Origin of the sequence: Pseudomonas sp. JDS28PS106 (assembly GCF_036706555.1) — a bacterium.
In the GTDB taxonomy this organism is placed as follows: Bacteria; Pseudomonadota; Gammaproteobacteria; order Pseudomonadales; family Pseudomonadaceae; genus Aquipseudomonas.
Genome location: NZ_JBAJGT010000022.1, coordinates 25,502 through 40,604 on the forward strand (window position 1 = coordinate 25,502; position 15,103 = coordinate 40,604).

General features: G+C 61.7%; 14 protein-coding genes. 9 read left to right on the forward strand and 5 right to left on the reverse strand.

Annotation, left to right across the window (positions count from 1 at the left end):
- Positions 1-87: 87 nt before the first annotated feature.
- The gene (locus TRP66_RS22795) at positions 88-657 is read right to left on the reverse strand and encodes an NADPH-dependent FMN reductase (RefSeq protein ID WP_333407694.1); all 570 of its coding nucleotides are present in this window, start codon (positions 655-657) and stop codon (positions 88-90) included.
- A gap of 231 nt (positions 658-888) precedes the next feature.
- Here TRP66_RS22795 and TRP66_RS22800 point away from each other — a divergent pair, with 231 nt between their 5' ends.
- Complete coding sequence (locus TRP66_RS22800) at positions 889-1,101, forward strand: hypothetical protein (protein WP_333407696.1); 213 nt, start codon at positions 889-891, stop codon at positions 1,099-1,101.
- Between the two features lie 35 nt (positions 1,102-1,136).
- On the opposite strand, the gene TRP66_RS22805 is transcribed toward TRP66_RS22800, so the two are convergent.
- The 4 genes from TRP66_RS22805 to TRP66_RS22820 are packed head-to-tail and all read right to left on the reverse strand — an operon-like array spanning position 1,137 to position 3,816.
- On the reverse strand, positions 1,137-1,694 hold the full coding sequence (locus TRP66_RS22805; protein ID WP_333407698.1) for a GNAT family N-acetyltransferase: 558 nt from the start codon (positions 1,692-1,694) through the stop codon (positions 1,137-1,139).
- Between the two features lie 24 nt (positions 1,695-1,718).
- Positions 1,719-2,498, reverse strand: coding sequence for a DNA polymerase III subunit epsilon (gene dnaQ / locus TRP66_RS22810; RefSeq protein WP_333407700.1), 780 nt, complete (start codon positions 2,496-2,498; stop codon positions 1,719-1,721).
- 52 nt (positions 2,499-2,550) lie between these two features.
- The gene (gene rnhA, locus TRP66_RS22815; RefSeq protein ID WP_333407702.1) at positions 2,551-3,003 is read right to left on the reverse strand and encodes a ribonuclease HI; all 453 of its coding nucleotides are present in this window, start codon (positions 3,001-3,003) and stop codon (positions 2,551-2,553) included.
- A 54-nt stretch (positions 3,004-3,057) separates the two neighbouring features.
- Positions 3,058-3,816: a class I SAM-dependent methyltransferase gene (locus TRP66_RS22820; RefSeq protein ID WP_333407704.1), complete on the reverse strand. Its 759-nt coding sequence runs from the start codon at positions 3,814-3,816 to the stop codon at positions 3,058-3,060.
- Positions 3,817-3,897: 81 nt separating this feature from the next.
- Between TRP66_RS22820 and gloB the strand changes: the two genes are divergently transcribed.
- The 8 genes from gloB (at position 3,898) to fabI (ending at position 14,666) form a co-directional block, all read left to right on the forward strand.
- Entirely contained in the window at positions 3,898-4,677 is a 780-nt protein-coding gene (gene gloB, locus TRP66_RS22825; RefSeq protein WP_333407706.1) for a hydroxyacylglutathione hydrolase, read from the forward strand.
- Positions 4,678-4,776: 99 nt separating this feature from the next.
- Positions 4,777-6,342 carry a lytic transglycosylase gene (locus tag TRP66_RS22830; RefSeq protein WP_333407708.1) on the forward strand — a complete coding sequence of 522 codons (1,566 nt, stop codon included), beginning with the start codon at positions 4,777-4,779 and terminating at the stop codon, positions 6,340-6,342.
- A gap of 126 nt (positions 6,343-6,468) precedes the next feature.
- Positions 6,469-8,298 (forward strand): extracellular solute-binding protein, encoded by a 1,830-nt coding sequence (locus tag TRP66_RS22835; RefSeq protein WP_333407710.1) that lies wholly within the window; start codon positions 6,469-6,471, stop codon positions 8,296-8,298.
- A complete protein-coding gene (locus TRP66_RS22840; protein WP_333407712.1) occupies positions 8,295-10,145 on the forward strand; it encodes an extracellular solute-binding protein in 1,851 nt (616 codons plus the stop codon). The genes TRP66_RS22835 and TRP66_RS22840 overlap by 4 nt, the downstream gene beginning before the upstream one ends.
- 1 nt (position 10,146) lies before the next feature.
- Entirely contained in the window at positions 10,147-11,220 is a 1,074-nt protein-coding gene (locus tag TRP66_RS22845) for a microcin C ABC transporter permease YejB (RefSeq protein WP_333407714.1), read from the forward strand.
- Between the two features lies 1 nt (position 11,221).
- Positions 11,222-12,241 (forward strand): ABC transporter permease, encoded by a 1,020-nt coding sequence (locus TRP66_RS22850; protein ID WP_333407716.1) that lies wholly within the window; start codon positions 11,222-11,224, stop codon positions 12,239-12,241.
- Position 12,242: 1 nt separating this feature from the next.
- Positions 12,243-13,853, forward strand: a complete 1,611-nt coding sequence (locus TRP66_RS22855; RefSeq protein ID WP_333407718.1) for an ABC transporter ATP-binding protein — start codon at positions 12,243-12,245, stop codon at positions 13,851-13,853.
- Between the two features lie 18 nt (positions 13,854-13,871).
- Complete coding sequence (gene fabI, locus TRP66_RS22860; RefSeq protein ID WP_333407721.1) at positions 13,872-14,666, forward strand: enoyl-ACP reductase FabI; 795 nt, start codon at positions 13,872-13,874, stop codon at positions 14,664-14,666.
- Positions 14,667-15,103 lie beyond the last annotated feature (437 nt).

Genomic DNA, 15,103 nt, shown 5'->3' on the forward strand with positions numbered 1-15,103 from the left:
CGCGGCGCAGTCACGGGACTGCGCCGGGCAGGTCAGAAAACAGCGTATTCATCACGCAGACGAAGCTGCGCTACATATTGCAACAGGTCAGTTATTCGCGAATTTGCGGTTTCTCTCGACCCAGGCCGCAAAGGTATTGATGAAGCCCTGCAGAAACGGCCGGGTTTTTTCCGAAAGCTGGCCCTGCTCATCGAAAAACGAACCGGCGTTGCCCATATAGGATTCGGGCTGCTGCAGGCATGGCACATCGAGGAAAACCAGCGACTGGCGCAGATGATGGTTGGCGCCGAAACCTCCGATGGCGCCGGGTGACGCGCTGATCACCGCGCCGGGCTTGCCGCTCATGGCGCTTTTACCGTAAGGACGCGAACCGACGTCGATGGCATTCTTCAGCGCGCCTGGAACCGAACGGTTGTATTCGGGCGTGACGAACAGCAGGCCGTCGGCCCAGGCGAGCCTTTCACGGAAAGTGGCGTACGCTGGAGGAGGCGAATCGCCGTCGATGTCTTCGTTATACAGCGGCAGGTCGCCGATCTCGACGATCTGCAGGTCAAGGCTGGCGGGTGCCAGATCGGCGAGCGCCAGGGCGATCTTTCGGTTGATGGAGTCTTTGCGCAAGCTGCCGACCAGTACCGCAATGGAGTGGACCTGAGTCATCGAGAGTCACCGTCATCGGATTCGAAGGAAAAGTAGTTATAGAACAATTCGCTCAATAGACGCCGCCGCGAGCCGTTCATTGCAATAAAAATCATTGCAGTGAAATCGGGCGGTATTTTTTCCAGGGTGGCAAACTCCCCTGGCAAATGAAGGTCTGAAAGGCCGGACGCGCGTCACTGCCTGATGGGCGCTCCGGAAAACGAGCGGTTATTTTCAGAGGTTACAAAGCAAATGGCTTCAAAGCGCGTCGGACAGTTCCTTGCAAGAGATGCGGAAGACCGTGTCTACCCGGTGCACGTGTTTCACGAGTCGAGGCTCGACGCCAGCGATGGCGAGGAACTGGTGATCACCTACCGACTGGCGATCGGCGATCGGGTCACGCACCTGGGCGGTGATGACTTCGAGCTGGTGAAATCCGGGATCAGGATGACGCGCATTCCCTGACAGGGTGGCAGTTGTGGCGCGGGAATCGAGGGCGGTCAGGTATCGGAGAACAGCAGATACCAGAAAATCGCCGTCTCGCGAGAGTGCGGATCCAGCCCCCGATACCGCATGTGATCGACGCCACCCACCTGATAGCCGCAGCTTTCGTAGAGCCGGCAAGCGGCGAGGTTGTTGTTCTGGGTTTCGAGCATCACGCCCGGCAGGTTCCGCTTGCGGCTCCAGAATCGCGCCACGTCCAGCAGCGCCCGGGCGATGCCGTGGCGTCGCGCCGACTCATCGACCGCCAGTTCGTCCACATGGGCGAAACCGTTCCAGTGGGTGCTGAGTACCACATGCCCCACTGCCCGTTCGTCGAGCCATGCGACCAGCACCGTGCTGTCTGCTGCATCCCGATAATCGCAGAACTCCTGTGAATCGATACCGTAGTTCTTGCGATAGGGCTCGACCGGCTCCACCGGCCAGGCCGTCACGCGCTCACCGATCCGGACCTGCGCGTAACCTTCGACCATGAAGGTGAAATCGCCGTTGAGGATGTAATCCTCGAAGCATTCGTCGGCGACACGAATGTTCAAGGCCGGGCCGGGCGCGTTCATGTGCATTCCGTCCTGCAGACTGCGTCAGGACGCAGCCGCGGCACCGGCTTCCTGCAACTGCACCCACAATGCGGGCGCGCCAGCCGCCTTGGCGATCACAGCCATGCGCGCCTCGTGTTCGGCCAGTTCGCTTTCAGACGCACGAATGACCCGGCACGGCGTGCGGCCGGCCGGCAGACGGCGGATCTCGCTGCCCTGGTTGCCAGTGCCCTGCCCCGCTCCGGCGCCATCGCTGGAGTTGCCGGCCAGCGACAGGCTGGTCTGCCCGCCGGTCATCGCCAGATAGACGTCGGCCAGAATTTCCGAGTCGAGCAACGCGCCGTGCAGCTCTCGCCCGGAGTTGTCGACACCGTAGCGCTTGCACAAGGCGTCCAGGCTGTTGCGCTGCCCCGGATGCCGCTCGCGGGCCATCGCCAGGGTATCGAGCACGGTGCAGTATTGGGTGACGTCGGCCTTGTCGTGGGCGCCCATCAACGCGAATTCGTTGTTGATGAAGCCCACGTCGAACGCAGCGTTGTGGATGATCAGCTGAGCGCCCTTGATGAACTCGTAGAATTCATCGGCGACCTCGGCGAAGCGTGGCTTGCCGACCAGGAATTCGTTGGTGATGCCGTGAACGCCGATCGCGCCTTCGTCGCTTTCGCGATCCGGTTGCAGATAGACGTGGAAATGCCGCCCCGTCAGGCGGCGGCCGATCACCTCGACGCAACCGATCTCGATGATGCGGTGCCCGTCGGTCACCGGCATACCCGTGGTTTCGGTATCGAGTACGATCGACCTGTTATCTGTGTTTTGCACTGCCATTGCCCGTTGCCTCATTTGCAGGCGGCGATATTAGCATGTCGGCCGCGCAGCCTCAGCCATGCCGGATGCCCCGGACTTCGTCCACGCCGCGGTTGGCCAACTGATCGGCCCGCTCGTTGCCGGGATGGCCGATGTGACCGCGTACCCACTGCCACTTGACGGTATGGCGACTGACCTGCTCATCGAGCTGCTGCCAGAGGTCGGCGTTCTTGACCGGCTCCTTGGCGGCGGTCTTCCAGCCACGCTTTTTCCAGTTGGTCATCCACTCGGTGATGCCCTTCATGACATATTGCGAGTCGGTCACCAGCGTGACTTCGCAGGGGCGCTTGAGCTCTTCCAGGCCACGAATGGCCCCGGTCAGCTCCATGCGGTTGTTGGTGGTGTTCGCTTCGCCACCCCACAGTTCCTTTTCCACACCTTTGAACACCAGCAGGGCGCCCCATCCGCCAGGGCCGGGATTGCCCTTGCAGGCGCCATCGGTGAAGAGTTCTACGCTATCGCTCATACAGACTGTCCGGATTCGGTTGGCTTCGCAGCGATATGCATGGGCAGGATTCGATCAAGGCTCGCGGCTTTGCCGACTGACCTTGGCCATGGGCAGCGGGATCAGCTTGCCCATGGGCTCGCGACGCACCGGCTGAAGCGGCCTGAGGCCTACCACCAGCTTGCGCGCGACCAGCAGATAAAAACCGCCGCCGGGACTTTGCCGGCCGTCGCTCAGGCATTCGAGCCCGGAGAGCCGAGCCTGCCATGCCGCTGAAGCAAGGGGCGGACGATAGCATCCGAAGCGGCGTTTCTCCAGCGCGAAACCCAGCAGGTTCAGCCAGTCGGCAACCCGCGAAGGCGAGATGCAGCGCGCCTTGCGCAGGGCATCGCGGGCAAACACATGGCGCAACCCCCAGGTGCTCCAGGGATTGATGCCGATGATCAGCAGATGGCCACCGGGCCGGACGCTGCTGGCCGCTTCGCGCAGCAAACCGTGGGGGGACAGACAGAAATCCAGGCCGTGCTGCAGGACCACCACGTCGGCGGCATGCTCGCTCAACGGCCATGCCTGCTCTTCGCAGACGATCTCGACACCCGGCAAAGGCGCGCCCAGGCGTACGTTGCGCTGCACCTGCTGCGCCACCGGCGGGCTTTCGGCCGACGGCCCGTAATGCACGAGATAACCGCCGAAGTAGCGGCCCAGTTCCTCTTCGAGAACCCGCCGTTCCTCGCTCAGGAGCAGTTGCCCGACCGGCCCGGCCAGCCATTCGCGGGCCGCGCGGATCAGGGCGAGCCACTCGGGATCGGCCTGGGCAAACGCTTCATCGGTCATGTGTGATCTCCTTGGAATGCTCGCATCGCACAGGCTCAGCGCCTAAGATGCATCATCGTCTCAGGCTTAGCGAACTGCACCATGATACAGATCCACGCCCTGCACGCTTTCAGCGACAACTACATCTGGTTGTTACAGGACCTTTCAACCCGCCAATGCGCGGTCGTAGACCCCGGCGACGCCGCTCCCGTGCTCCAATGGCTGAAACAGAACCCGGAGTGGTCGCTGCGGGACATCCTGATCACCCATCACCATGCCGACCATGTCGGCGGCGTGGTCGCGATCAAACAGACTACCGGCGCACGCGTGTCCGGCCCGGCCAATGAAAAAATTCCCGCCCGGGACGTGGCCCTGGAGCACGGCGACCGGATCACGGCGCTGGGCCTGGACTTCGCTGTGTACGGGGTTCCTGGTCATACGCTTGGGCATATCGCGTTTTACCACGAAGACGCGGAGCGCCCCCTGCTGTTTTGCGGAGACACGCTGTTCGCGGCCGGCTGCGGGCGCCTGTTCGAAGGCACGCCGGAGCAGATGCATGCGTCGCTGCAGCAATTCGCTGCGCTGCCGGACACGACGCTGATCTACTGCGCTCACGAATACACCCTGAGCAACCTGCGCTTCGCCCATGCGGTCGAACCCGACAACCGGGACATCGCCGAGCGCCTTGCCGAAGTGACTCGCTGGCGCAGTGAGGACCGCATCAGCCTTCCCTCCAATCTAGCTCTGGAAAAGCGTACCAATCCTTTTCTGCGGGTCCATGAAACATCCGTTAAAGAAAAAGCGGACGAACGGGCCGGCCGGGTTCTTGCCCGCCAGACTGAGGTATTTGCCACCTTGCGAAGCTGGAAAGACAATTTCTGAGGCGGTAGCGAAACGGAAACAAAAATCTGAAAGGTTGACCCTGGGCAGGCTGCTTTCTAGAATCGCCCGACATTTTCGCCTGGATATACCCCCCAGACAATGTCGTCATTCAACAGCAAGCCCCCGGATTCGGACACATTGACTCGGTTGGCCCAGGCCGTGGCCGTCACGGCGGCCGCCCTGCTGGCAGGCTGCCAGAGCACCGCCCCCGTCGAGCAAAGCGTCGCCCAGCGCGCGCCGAATCTCGCCACTCCGATCAAACAGAAGCCGATTTTCCTGACCCACAAGGCCAACCCGGCGGCACCGCCGCAGGACGTCTGGGAGCGCATGCGCGAGGGGTTCCAGCTTCAGGAAGGCAACGACCAGAACCCGCGTATCGATCAGCAACGCCTCTGGTTCGCCAATAACCCGTCCTTCATCGAGAACGCGGGTGAGCGTGGCAGCCTTTATATGCATTACATCGTCGAGCGTCTCGAAGAGCGCAACATGCCTCTGGAACTCGCGCTGCTGCCGGTCATCGAGAGCGCCTACAATCCGATGGCTATCTCGCGCAGCAAGGCCGTCGGGCTCTGGCAGTTCATCCCGTCCACCGGCCGCTATTTCAACCTGCGCCAGACCAGCTTTTATGACGGGCGCCGCGACATTCAGGCCTCGACCGTTGCCGCTCTCGATTATCTGACCCGTCTGCACGACATGTTCAACGGCGACTGGCTGTTGGCGCTGGCCGCCTACAACGCCGGCGAAGGCACGGTAAGCCGGGCCATAGAGCGCAACGACAAGCTCAACCTGCCCACCGATTACTGGAACCTGCCGCTGCCGCAGGAGACTCGTGACTATGTGCCCAAGCTGCTGGCGCTGTCGCAGGTGGTGATGTCTCCTGAAGCTTACGGGGTCAACCTCAACCCCATCGCCAACGAACCGTATTTCGAAGTCGTCGAGCTGAACAAGCGCGTCGATCTGGCCAAGGTCGCCAGCGCCGCCAATATCGACGAGGACGAACTGATCCAGCTGAACCCGGCGTTCAAGAAGCGTCTGACCATCGACGGGCCGCAGCACCTGCTGGTTCCGACCGCCAAGGCTCAGGTACTGACCGCCAGCCTGTCGAGCATGAAGCCCGAGGAGCTCGTCGCCTGGCAGCCTTACCGCGTTCGTCGCGGCGATACGCTGGAAAGCATTGCCAGCCGTTACAAGGTCACGGTCAGCTCGATCAAAGGCAACAACAAGCTGTCAGGCAGTCGGCTCAAGATCGGCCAGTCGCTGACCCTTCCGGTCAAGGCCGGCGCCAATCCGTCGCAACCGGTCTTCGAAGCCATCGCCAGCAATGACGCGCCAAGCCGTAGCCGCAATTACAAGGTTCGCGGTGGCGACAACCTGACCAGCATCGCCAAGGCCAACAAGGTCTCGGTCGAAGATCTGCAGCGCTGGAACAAGCTTTCGGGCAACAGCCTGAAAGTCGGCCAGACCCTGGTCATGCAGGACAATGGCAAGGCTGCCAGTGCCAAGGGCGAAGGCAAGCCTGTGCAGTACAAGATCCAGAAAGGCGACTCCATGTATCTGGTCGCCAAGCGCTTCAACGTCGAGATGCAGCATCTCAAGCGCTGGAACCCTCGCAGCGGCAAAGCGCTCAAGCCCGGTCAGACACTGACCGTCTACGTGCCGCACTGACCGGTTCGGTCGCCCGCCCTCGCGAGCGGCCGACACGTCTTGCCTAGAACGGCATGCCCTCCATGCTTTTTCCTGTCCTTACAAGCTGTTACTGTTAGCGACCCTGAAGCCCAAGCCGCCTGGATCGTGATACGACCCTTCCTGTTCATCGTCAGTCTGGGCTTGAGCATCTGCGCCGACGCCGCCATCACCGAAAGTCATGGCTATGCACAGTTCGGCGTCCTCAAGTACCCGGCCAGCTTTACTCACTTCGACTGGGTCAATCCCGAGGCGCCGAAAGGGGGCACCCTGCGGATAATGGCGTTCGGCACCTTCGACACCCTGAACCCCTACACTTTCAAGGGCACCAGCCCGGTCGCGACCGGAAACTTCCTGCAATACGGCGTCAACGAGCTGAACGAGCCGCTGATGGTCGGCACTGGCCAGTACGATCCGTCCGGCGACGAGCCGACGTCGAGCTACGGCCTGGTGGCGCAGAGCGTGGAGTACGCCGAGGACCGCAGCTGGGTGGTATTCAACCTCAGGCCCCAGGCACGCTTCCACGATGGCAAGCCCATGACGGCGTTCGACGTGGCGTTTTCCTACCGCACCCTGCTCAAGGACGGTCATCCTCAGTACCGCACCGCCCTGCAGGAAGTGCAGCGCGTGGACATCCTCAACCGCCACCGGATCCGCTTCGTGTTCAAGCGCGCCGGTAACCCGCTGCTGATCCTGCGCTTGGGCGAACTGCCGGTGCTGCCCCAGCATTACTGGAAAGACCGTGACTTCAAGGCCACGACCTTCGAGCCGCCGCTGGGCAGCGGGCCTTACCGCATCACTCGGGTACGCCCCGGTCGCGAGCTGCTGTTCGAACGGGTCAAGAACTACTGGGGCAAGGATTTGCCGGTCAATCGCGGCAAGTACAATTTCGACCGGGTCGAAGTGGATTTCTACCGCGACAGCAACGTGGCCTTCGAAGCCTTCAAGGCCGGCGAGTTTGACATCTATATCGAGCACCAGGCCAAGAACTGGGCCAACGGCTATGACTTCCCGGCCGTGAAGAACGGCGATGTCATCAAGGCGCAGACACCTCACCGGATTCCGACCCAGACCCAGGGCCTGTTCATGAACACCCGCCGAGGGGCGTTCTCCGATATCCGCGTGCGGGAGGCCATGGGCCTGCTGTTCAACTTCGAATGGACCAACCGGGCGCTGTTCAGCGACGCCTATGTCCGCTCGACCAGCTATTACCCCAACAGCGAGTTCTCGGCGACGGGTTTGCCGACCGGCCGCGAATGGCTGCTGCTGGCCCCCTACCGGGACCGGCTGCCCGCCAGTCTGTTCACCCAACCCTGGGCGCCTTCGAAAACCGACGGCGGCGGCGTTCCTCGTGAAGCGCTGCGCAACGCCCTGGCACTGCTCGGTGAAGCGGGCTGGACCCTGACCGATGAAGGATTGCGCAACGGGGACCGACAGCCGTTGCGTTTCGAGATACTGCTGGTCAACCCCAACCTCGAACGCATCCTGCAACCTTATGTCGAAGACCTGCGACGTCTGGGCATTCAGGCCGGACTGCGCACCGTGGACCGGGCGCAGTACAAGCAGCGCCTGGACCGCTTCGACTTCGACATGATTCTCATGACGCTGCCCCAGACGCTGAGCCCGGGGCTGGAACAGTGGCAGTACTTCCATTCCAGCCAGGCCACGATCAACGGCAGCAAGAATTACGCAGGAATTGCCAACCCGGTGATCGACGACTTGCTCAACCAACTGCTGGCGGCGCAGACCCGCGATGAACAAGTCGCGGCAGCACGCGCGCTGGACCGGGTGTTGCTCTGGCAGCACTACAGCATTCCGAACTGGTACCTGAACAACCATCGCCTTGCCTGGCGCAATCGCTTCGCCATGCTCACCACCCCGCCCTATACCTTGGGCCTGCGCGCGTGGTGGCTCAAGACTCTGGAGAAAACCCGATGACCTTCCTGCGCACCTTGCTCAGTGGCGTGCTTCTGGCCGGGCTGGCCTGCTCTGCCCTGGCGGCCCCTCGACACGCCTTGACGATGTACGACGAGGCCCCCAAATACCCGGCCGACTTCAAGCACTTCGACTTTGTGAACCCTGATGCGCCCAAGGGCGGCACTTTCCGTCAGGCCGGCTTCGGCAGCTTCGACAGCCTCAATCCTTTCATCAACAAGGGTACGGCTGCCGAGGGCATCGAGCTGACCTACGACACGCTGGCGCGCTCCAGCCTCGACGAACCCATGACCGAATACGGCCTGATCGCCGAGAAGATCGAAAAAGCGCCTGACAACACTTGGGTCCGTTTCTACTTGCGCCCCGAAGCGCGCTTCCATGACGGCCACCCGATCCGCGCCGAAGATGTGGAGTTCTCGTTCAACACCCTGATCAGGGACGGAACCCCGATGTTCCGCGCTTACTATGCGGCCGTCGACAAGGTGATCGTCGAGGACCCGCTTAAAGTGCGTTTCACGTTCAAGGACAATCAGAGCCGGGAGTTGCCGCTGATCATCGGCCAGCTGCCGGTATTGCCCAAACATTTCTGGGCAGACCGCGACTTCACCAAAAACAGCCTGGAGTTTCCGCTGGGCAGCGGCCCCTACAGGGTCGCCGAGGTCAATGCCGGACGCTCGGTTCGTTACGAGCGGGTCAAGGATTATTGGGCCAAGGACTTGCCCATCAACCGTGGGCAGTTCAACTTCGACACCCTGACCTATGACTATTATCGGGACATGGACGTGGCCCTCCAGGCCGGCAAGGCCGGGCAATTCGACTACTGGCTCGAAACCAGCGCCAAGAACTGGGCCACGGCCTACGACATTCCCGCCGTACGCGACGGTCGACTGATCAAGGAAGAGCTGCCCAACGGCAACCCGCAGGGCATGCAGGGCTTTGTGATGAACCTGCGTCGTCCGGTGTTCCAGGATCCCAGAGTGCGTGAAGCACTAACCCTGCTGCTGGACTTCGAATGGACCAACAAGCAGCTGTTCAACGGTTCCTACACCCGCACCAAAAGCTACTTCGACAATTCGGAAATGGCCGCCACCGGGCTGCCATCCCCCGAGGAGCTGAAACTGCTCGAACCGTTGCGGGGCCAGGTCCCCGAGCGCGTGTTTACTGAACCCTTCCAGTTACCGGTCAATGACGGCAGCGGAATGATTCGCCCACAGCTGCGCCGCGCTTTCCAGCTGCTACAGGAAGCGGGCTGGACCGTGAAAAACGATAAGATGACCGATGCCCAGGGCAACCCGATGAAGCTGGAGTTTCTGCTGGCGCAGACCCAGTTCGAACGCGTGTTGCTGCCCTACAAGCGTAATCTGGGCGATCTGGGCATCGAATTGACGATCCGTCGGGTCGACACCGCGGAATACGTTAACCGGCTGCGCTCACGGGATTACGACATGGTCGTCAGCAGCTTCCCGCAGTCCAGCTCACCGGGCAACGAACAACGGGAGTACTTCCATTCGGTCAGCGCCGACCGCAGCGGCAGCCGCAACCTGATGGGCCTGAAGGACCCGGCGGTGGACAGCCTGGTGGACGGTCTGATCAATGCCGACTCCCGGCAGAGCCTGGTGACCCATGTGAAAGCGCTGGATCGGGTTCTGCTGTGGGGCTTCTATGTATTGCCGAACTGGCACATCAAGACCTGGCGCGTTGCGTACTGGGATCACATCGCCCATCCAGGCGTAAAAGCGCTTTCGGACATCGGCACCACCACCTGGTGGTACAAACCCGATGCGAAACCGGCCACGCCTGTCGACCAGACACAACAGCCGGGCGTCGCGCCCGCCCGTGCGGAGCAATGACATGCTGGCCTACATTCTTCGACGCTTGCTGCTGATCATTCCGACGCTGCTCGGCATCCTGGTGATCAACTTCATCATCGTTCAAGCCGCGCCTGGCGGGCCCGTCGAACAGATGATCGCCAAGATCGAGGGCTTCGACGGTGCCACTAGCCGCATCGCCGGCGGCGGCGCTGAAGTGGCCGTGGCCGGTTCCAACTATCGCGGCGCGCAGGGACTGGACCCTGCGCTGGTCAAGGAAATCGAGCGGATGTACGGCTTCGACAAGTCGCCGCCCGAACGCCTCTGGCTGATGATCAAGAATTACGCACAGCTCGATTTCGGCGACAGCTTCTTTCGCGATGCCAAGGTCATCGACCTGATCATCGAGAAGATGCCAGTGTCCATTTCCCTCGGGCTGTGGAGCACGCTGATCATGTACCTGGTGTCGATCCCGCTGGGCATCGCCAAGGCGACCCGCCACGGCAGCGCGTTCGATGTCTGGACCAGTTCGGCGATCATCGTGGGCTACGCGATCCCCGCGTTCCTATTCGCGATTCTGCTGATCGTGCTATTCGCCGGCGGCAGCTACCTGGACTGGTTCCCGCTGCGCGGCCTGACCTCGAACGACTTCGACGAGCTGAGCACCGTCGGCAAGATCCTCGACTACTTCTGGCATCTGGTGCTGCCGGTCACTGCGCTGGTCATCGGCAACTTCGCGACCATGACGCTGCTGACCAAGAACAGCTTCCTCGACGAGATCGGCAAACAGTACGTGGTCACCGCCAAGGCCAAGGGCCTGTCGAACAACCGCGTGCTGTACGGCCATGTGTTCCGCAACGCCATGCTGCTGGTCATCGCCGGCTTCCCCTCGGCTTTCATCAGCATCTTCTTCACCGGCTCGCTGCTGGTCGAAGTCATCTTCTCCCTCGACGGCCTGGGCCTGATGAGCTTCGAGGCGGCGATCAACCGGGATTACCCCGTGGTATTCGGCACCTTGTTCATCTTCACCCTCCTGGGACTGATCGTGAAGCTGATCGGCGACCTTACCTACACGCTGGTCGACCCGCGCATCGACTTCGAAAGCAGGAAGCATTGATATGACGCTGTCTCCCCTCAATCGCCGCCGCTTCGAGCGTTTCAAGGCCAACAAGCGCGGCTGGTGGTCGCTGTGGCTGTTCCTGATCCTGTTCGTCCTGAGCCTGGGCGCCGAGCTGATCGCCAATGACAAACCGCTGGCGTTGCGCTACGACGGCCACTGGTACTTCCCGGTGTTCGAGCGTTATCCGGAAACCACCTTCGGCGGCGAATTCCCGCTGGAAGCCAACTACAAGAGCCCGTACATCCAGGAGCTGCTGGCGGCGAAGGATGGCTGGACCCTGTGGGCACCGATCCCGTTCAGCTACGAAAGCATCAACTACGACCTCAAGGTCCCGGCACCCGCCCCGCCTTCGCGTGACAACTGGCTGGGCACCGACGACCAGGGCCGCGACGTGCTGGCCCGGGTCATCTATGGCTTTCGTATTTCCGTGCTATTCGCGCTGACGCTTACCGTGCTCAGTTCCATCATCGGCGTGATCGCCGGTGCATTGCAGGGCTTCTATGGCGGCTGGGTCGACCTGCTGGGCCAGCGCTTCCTGGAAGTCTGGTCCGGCCTGCCGGTCCTCTACCTGCTGATCATCCTGGCGAGCTTCGTGCAGCCCAACTTCTGGTGGCTGCTGGGGATCATGCTGCTGTTTTCCTGGATGAGCCTGGTGGATGTGGTACGCGCCGAATTCCTGCGCGGACGCAATCTGGAATACGTGCGCGCGGCGCGGGCGCTGGGCATGCAAAACGGCGCCATCATGTTCCGTCATATCCTGCCCAACGCCATGGTGTCGACCATGACCTTCATGCCCTTCATTCTGACCGGCGCCATCGGCACCCTGACCGCACTGGACTTTCTGGGCTTCGGCCTGCCCGCGGGATCGCCATCGCTGGGCGAACTGGTCGCCCAAGGCAAGGCCAACCTGCAGGCGCCCTGGCTGGGCATCAGCGCTTTCGCTGTACTGGCACTGATGCTGACCCTGCTGGTGTTCATCGGCGAATCCGCCCGCGACGCTTTCGACCCGAGGAAATGACATGAACCCGGACAATCTGATCGAAATCCGCGATCTGGCGGTCGAGTTCGTCACAGGCGACTCGCGCCAGCGTGTGGTCGAGAACATCAGCTTCGATATTCGACGCGGCGAGACCCTGGCGCTGGTCGGCGAAAGCGGCTCGGGCAAATCCGTCACCGCGCACTCCATTCTGCGCTTGCTGCCCTACCCCGCGGCCAGTCATCCGCAGGGCAGCATTCACTACGCGGGCGATGACCTGCTCAAGCTGAACGAGAAGAAGCTGCGTTCGATTCGTGGCAACCGCATCGCCATGATCTTTCAGGAGCCGATGACCTCGCTCAACCCGCTGCATTCTGTCGAAAAGCAGATCAACGAAGTGCTGGGCCTGCACAAGGGCCTGACCGGGCAAGCGGCCACGGATCGTACCCTGGAGCTGCTCGATCTGGTTGGCATCCCCGAGCCGCGCAAGCGACTCAAGGCCCTGCCCCACGAACTGTCAGGGGGCCAGCGTCAACGGGTCATGATCGCGATGGCGCTGGCCAACGAGCCGGAGCTGCTGATCGCCGACGAGCCGACCACGGCGCTGGACGTGACGGTACAATTGAAAATCCTCGAACTGCTCAAGCAGTTGCAGGCGCGCCTGGGCATGGCATTGCTGTTGATCAGCCACGATTTGAACGTCGTGAGGCAAATAGCCCATCGCGTATGTGTCATGCAGCGAGGTTGCATCGTCGAACAAGCATCCTGCGAAGAGCTGTTCCGGTCACCGCAGCATCCGTACACCCAGGTTCTGCTTGGCGCCGAGCCCAGTGGCGCTCCGGCGGCCAACCCCGCCGGGCCGGCACTGCTCGAAGTCGAGGACCTGAAAGTCTGGTTCCCGATCAAGAAGGGCCTGTTCAAGCGAACCGTCGATCACGTCAAAGCGGTCGATGGCATCCGCTTCAGCCTGCCCAAGGGGCAGACACTGGGGATCGTGGGTGAAAGTGGTTCGGGCAAATCGACACTGGGGTTGGCGATTCTTCGGCTGATCGGCAGCGAAGGCGCGATCCGGTTCCAGGGCGAGACGCTAGACACCCTGTCGCAGCAGCAGATCCGGCCGTTGCGCAGGCAGATGCAAGTGGTGTTTCAGGACCCTTTCGGCAGCCTGAGCCCGCGCATGTCGGTGGGGGAAATCGTGGGTGAAGGCCTGCGCATCCATCGCATGGGAACGGCTGCGGAGCAGGAAACGGCCATTATCGAAGCGCTCAGGGAGGTAGGTCTGGACCCAGGAACCCGGCACCGCTACCCCCACGAGTTTTCGGGCGGGCAACGGCAGCGTATCGCCATTGCCAGGGCCCTGGTGCTGAAGCCGGCGCTGATTCTGCTGGACGAGCCGACCTCGGCCCTCGACCGGACAGTGCAGCGTCAGGTAGTCGAGCTGTTACGCTCGCTGCAGGCCAAGTACAACCTGACATATTTGTTCATCAGCCATGACCTGGCTGTCGTCAAAGCGCTCAGCCACCAGTTGATGGTGGTCAAGCAAGGCCAAGTGGTCGAACAGGGTGCGGCGCAAGCTGTTTTCGCCGCACCGCAACATCCTTATACACAACAGCTGCTCGAGGCTGCCTTCATGGCGCCGGTAGCTGTCGATTAACCTCAAGAGGAACAACACATGGGTTTTCTCGCCGGTAAGCGCGTCCTGATCGTCGGTGTCGCCAGCAAACTGTCCATCGCATCCGGCATCGCTGCCGCCATGCATCGTGAAGGTGCAGAGCTTGCTTTCACCTACCAGAACGACAAGCTCAAGGGCCGTGTCGAAGAATTCGCAGCAGGCTGGGGTTCGGGCCCTGAGCTGTGCTTCCCTTGCGACGTGGCAAGCGATGAAGAAATCAACAAGGTCTTCGAAGATCTGAGCAAGAAGTGGGACGGCCTGGACGTCATCGTTCATTCGGTCGGCTTCGCGCCGGGCGATCAGCTGGACGGCGACTTCACTGAAGCCACCACTCGCGAAGGCTTCCGCATCGCTCATGACATCAGCGCCTACAGCTTCGTAGCCCTGGCCAAGGCCGGTCGCGAAATGATGAAAGGCCGCAACGGCAGCCTGCTGACCCTGTCGTACCTGGGTGCGGAGCGCACCATGCCGAACTACAACGTGATGGGCATGGCCAAGGCCAGCCTGGAAGCCGGCGTTCGTTACCTGGCAGGCAGCCTGGGCCCGGAAGGCACCCGCGTCAACGCCGTATCGGCCGGCCCGATCCGCACCCTGGCCGCTTCCGGCATCAAGAACTTCCGCAAGATGCTGGCCGCCAACGAAGCGCAGACGCCACTGCGTCGCAACGTCACCATCGAAGAAGTCGGCAACGCCGGCGCCTTCCTGTGCTCGGACCTGGCGTCGGGCATCAGCGGTGAAATCATGTACGTCGACGGCGGTTTCAACACCACCGCGATGGGCAACATCGAAGAGTGATCAATTCGATGCTGTAAGAGAGGCCGCTCATTGAGCGGCCTTTTTTGTGGGGTTGCGCCCTTGGCGGCGATTTCCGCACGCGGATATGGCGTCATTCCTGATCGCCAGCAAGCTGGCTCTCATCAAACAAAAACTATCTTGTTGATTTGCATCGCCGTGAGGATGTGCTCGTTGTGGGAGGGAGCTTGCTCGCGACGGCTTCACTGCGGTGGCACTGTTGGCATTGGGCATATCCATTACCGCGTCGGCTGGGCCATTTGGTTCCGGCCCTTACGGCCGGGTCACTTTCCTTTCGGGGAAAGTAACCAAGGCCTGAACTGACCCCCAAAAGTTGGACATCCAGTTCGACCCAAGGGGACAACCATGACGAAGTACAATCCGGCGTTCAAGCTCAAGCTGGTCAAGCAGTGCTTGTCCAGCGACAGTCTCAATAGCGT

Excerpts from the sequence above, each read along its gene's own strand:
- fabI (WP_333407721.1), top strand. The coding sequence starts at position 13,872 with ATGGGTTTTCTCGCCGGTAAGCGCGTCCTGATCGTCGGTGTCGCCAGC.
- rnhA (WP_333407702.1), bottom strand. The coding sequence starts at position 3,003 with ATGAGCGATAGCGTAGAACTCTTCACCGATGGCGCCTGCAAGGGCAAT.
- TRP66_RS22820 (WP_333407704.1), bottom strand. The coding sequence starts at position 3,816 with ATGACCGATGAAGCGTTTGCCCAGGCCGATCCCGAGTGGCTCGCCCTG.
- TRP66_RS22840 (WP_333407712.1), top strand. The coding sequence starts at position 8,295 with ATGACCTTCCTGCGCACCTTGCTCAGTGGCGTGCTTCTGGCCGGGCTG.
- gloB (WP_333407706.1), top strand. The coding sequence starts at position 3,898 with ATGATACAGATCCACGCCCTGCACGCTTTCAGCGACAACTACATCTGG.
- TRP66_RS22830 (WP_333407708.1), top strand. The coding sequence starts at position 4,777 with ATGTCGTCATTCAACAGCAAGCCCCCGGATTCGGACACATTGACTCGG.
- TRP66_RS22805 (WP_333407698.1), bottom strand. The coding sequence starts at position 1,694 with ATGAACGCGCCCGGCCCGGCCTTGAACATTCGTGTCGCCGACGAATGC.
- TRP66_RS22855 (WP_333407718.1), top strand. The coding sequence starts at position 12,243 with ATGAACCCGGACAATCTGATCGAAATCCGCGATCTGGCGGTCGAGTTC.
- TRP66_RS22800 (WP_333407696.1), top strand. The coding sequence starts at position 889 with ATGGCTTCAAAGCGCGTCGGACAGTTCCTTGCAAGAGATGCGGAAGAC.
- TRP66_RS22795 (WP_333407694.1), bottom strand. The coding sequence starts at position 657 with ATGACTCAGGTCCACTCCATTGCGGTACTGGTCGGCAGCTTGCGCAAA.
- dnaQ (WP_333407700.1), bottom strand. The coding sequence starts at position 2,498 with ATGGCAGTGCAAAACACAGATAACAGGTCGATCGTACTCGATACCGAA.
- TRP66_RS22845 (WP_333407714.1), top strand. The coding sequence starts at position 10,147 with ATGCTGGCCTACATTCTTCGACGCTTGCTGCTGATCATTCCGACGCTG.
- TRP66_RS22850 (WP_333407716.1), top strand. The coding sequence starts at position 11,222 with ATGACGCTGTCTCCCCTCAATCGCCGCCGCTTCGAGCGTTTCAAGGCC.